The organism is Mesorhizobium sp. M7A.F.Ca.AU.001.01.1.1, assembly GCF_004022735.1.
Taxonomy (GTDB): Bacteria; Pseudomonadota; Alphaproteobacteria; order Rhizobiales; family Rhizobiaceae; genus Mesorhizobium; species Mesorhizobium ciceri.
Genome location: NZ_RZPF01000793.1, coordinates 1 through 2,751 on the forward strand (window position 1 = coordinate 1; position 2,751 = coordinate 2,751).

Genomic DNA, 2,751 nt, shown 5'->3' on the forward strand with positions numbered 1-2,751 from the left:
CTGCTGGGGTCGATTTCGGCAGGCGGCGCGGCTCCCGCCACGAAGCCGCAAGCGGTGTCGCAGGCCTCGTCGCCGGATGCGGCATCGACCGGCAAGCAGGCCGCGGCCGAGACCGCCAAGATCGCCGGCGATGCCGGCCCGGTCGAGCCGCGCACCATGCCACCGGCACCGGCCGCGGCGAAACTGATCGCCGAAAGCAATCTCTCGGTCGACCAGATCTCCGGTTCGGGAAAGCGCGGCCAGGTGCTGAAAGGTGACGTGCTCGACGCCATCTCCAAGGGCGCGCCGTCGCAGCCGGCCGAGACACCGAAAGCAGCACCGGCACCGGTTGCCGTGCGGGCGCCGTCCGCGGGCGACGATGCATCGCGCGAGGAGCGCGTGCGCATGACCAAATTGCGCCAGACCATCGCGCGCCGCCTCAAGGAAGCGCAGTCGACCGCAGCCATGCTGACCACCTTCAACGAGGTCGACATGTCAGCGGTGATGGCGCTGCGCACCAAGTACAAGGACGTGTTCGAGAAGAAGCACGGCGTGAAGCTCGGCTTCATGGGCTTCTTCACCAAAGCCGTCACCCACGCCCTGAAGGAAATCCCCTCGGTCAATGCCGAGATCGACGGCACCGACATCATCTTCAAGAACTATGCCCATATCGGCGTCGCCGTGGGCACCGAAAAGGGCCTTGTCGTGCCGGTGGTGCGCGATGCCGACCAGATGTCGATCGCCGAGATCGAGAAGGACATCGGCCGGCTGGGCATCGCCGCGCGCGACGGCAAGCTGTCGGTCGCCGACATGCAGGGCGGCACGTTTACGATTTCCAACGGTGGCGTCTACGGGTCGCTGATGTCGACGCCGATCCTAAACGCGCCGCAGTCGGGCATTCTGGGCATGCACAAGATCCAGGACCGGCCGGTCGTAGTGGGCGGCCAGATCGTGATCCGGCCGATGATGTACCTGGCGCTCAGCTACGATCACCGCATCGTCGACGGCAAGGAAGCGGTGACCTTCCTGGTCCGCGTCAAGGAAAGCCTGGAGGATCCGGAACGGCTGGTGCTTGATCTCTGAGGTCTGGTGCTGATCCGGCTGTTGGAATGTGTGCCGGAGGAAGGGATCTGCGCGGCAGAATGACGACCCGTTCCCTTAGCCTTTCCAAGGTGCTTTCGATCGCATCGATCGCGGCCGGCATGGTGCTGGCCGCTGCCGGCGCTCACGCCGCCTGTCCGATCGAGCTCGCTGTCTATGGCGATACACAGAGCGGCAGCGAGATCGACTTCACGCCGACCGGCACCTCGGCGACCGTCACCAACACCTTCCGCATGATTCTCGACAATGATGTGGTGCTCAACGGCATCGTCATGTGGAATGAAGGCGTATCGCGGCCGAACGGTGCGCTGATGCACAAATGCCCCGAGGGCGACGTCACCGGCGAGGAGCTTGCCGCCTGCACGCCCTGGCACGGCGTCATCTACACGGCGGATGAAAAGGGCAACATCGGACTGCTGCCGGCTGAAGGCGTCGAAGCGCCGAAGACGCTGATCCTGCCGGACCTCGGGTCGGCGTTGCGCCAATCCAGCGCCTATGGCGGCAGCGGATTTTCGAAAGTGCCGTGGGATGTGTTTGCCTTGAAGGGATGCCAGGAATGAGCGGGACGCAAAAGGTGCTGCTGGTCACCGGCGGCAGCCGCGGCATCGGCGCCGCGATCTGCCGGCTCGGATCGAAGGCCGGCTACCGGGTCGCGGTCAACTACGCTTCGAACCAGGAGGCCGCCAAGGCGCTGGTCGCCGAGATCGAGGCCGCCGGCGGCGAGGCTTTCGCGGTCAAGGGCGATGTCGGCAAGGAGTCCGATATCGTGGCCATGTTCGAGGCCGTCGACCGCGCCTATGGACGGCTCGATGCCTTCGTCAACAATGCCGGCATCGTCGACGTCAAGGCGCGCGTCGACGAGATGGATGTTTCGCGGCTGGAGCGCATGATGCGCATCAATGTCGTCGGCTCGTTCCTCTGCGCCCGCGAGGCGGTGAAGCGCATGTCGACCCGTCATGGCGGGTCGGGCGGATCCATCGTCAACATCTCGTCGGCCGCGGCGACATTGGGCTCGCCGGGCGAATATGTCGATTATGCCGCCTCCAAGGGCGCCATCGACACCTTCACCGTCGGGCTCGCCCGTGAGGTGGCGCTAGAAGGCATCCGCGTCAATGCGGTGCGGCCGGGCATCATCGACACGGACATCCACGCCTCCGGCGGGCAGCCGGACCGGGTGGAGCGGTTCCGCGATCTGCTGCCGATGAAAAGAGCCGGTACAGTGGATGAAGTCGCGGGCGCGGTTCTCTATCTTCTCTCCGACGCCGCGTCCTATACGACGGGCGCGATCCTGAATGTAAGCGGCGGCCGCTGAGCGCTCTCAAGCAGATCGAGCATGATGTTATCCGAAAACCGCGTCACACTTTTCGGCATCATGCTCAAAACAGAAGGACAGTATCATGGCTTATGACGTCGTTATCATCGGATCGGGACCCGGCGGCTATGTCTGCGCCATCAAGGCGGCGCAGCTCGGGCTCAGGGTTGCGGTGGTCGAGAAGAACGCGACCTTCGGCGGCACCTGCCTGAACATCGGCTGCATCCCGTCCAAGGCGCTGCTCCATGCCTCCGAGATGTTCGCCGAGGCCGGCCACTCCTTCGACACGCTCGGCGTCGAGACATCGGCGCCGAAATTGAACCTGAAGAAGATGATGGCGCACAAGGATGCGACGGTGT

4 protein-coding genes are annotated in these 2,751 nt (G+C 64.6%); all 4 read left to right on the forward strand.

Annotation, left to right across the window (positions count from 1 at the left end):
• A partial coding sequence (gene odhB / locus EN884_RS31915; RefSeq protein ID WP_128360968.1) for a 2-oxoglutarate dehydrogenase complex dihydrolipoyllysine-residue succinyltransferase occupies window positions 1-1,062 on the forward strand: 1,062 nt, incomplete at its 5' end.
• A 59-nt stretch (window positions 1,063-1,121) separates the two neighbouring features.
• Window positions 1,122-1,640 (forward strand): hypothetical protein, encoded by a 519-nt coding sequence (locus EN884_RS31920; protein ID WP_063169538.1) that lies wholly within the window; start codon window positions 1,122-1,124, stop codon window positions 1,638-1,640.
• Window positions 1,637-2,392: an SDR family oxidoreductase gene (locus tag EN884_RS31925; protein WP_013528853.1), complete on the forward strand. Its 756-nt coding sequence runs from the start codon at window positions 1,637-1,639 to the stop codon at window positions 2,390-2,392. The genes EN884_RS31920 and EN884_RS31925 overlap by 4 nt, the downstream gene beginning before the upstream one ends.
• An 85-nt stretch (window positions 2,393-2,477) precedes the next feature.
• Window positions 2,478-2,751, forward strand: a 274-nt coding sequence (locus EN884_RS31930; protein ID WP_128360969.1) for an FAD-dependent oxidoreductase, incomplete at its 3' end; no start/stop codon positions are given.

What these genes read in the sequence shown, in the direction of transcription:
- EN884_RS31920 (WP_063169538.1), top strand. Translation starts at nt 1,122, where the DNA reads ATGACGACCCGTTCCCTTAGCCTTTCCAAGGTGCTTTCGATCGCATCG.
- EN884_RS31925 (WP_013528853.1), top strand. Translation starts at nt 1,637, where the DNA reads ATGAGCGGGACGCAAAAGGTGCTGCTGGTCACCGGCGGCAGCCGCGGC.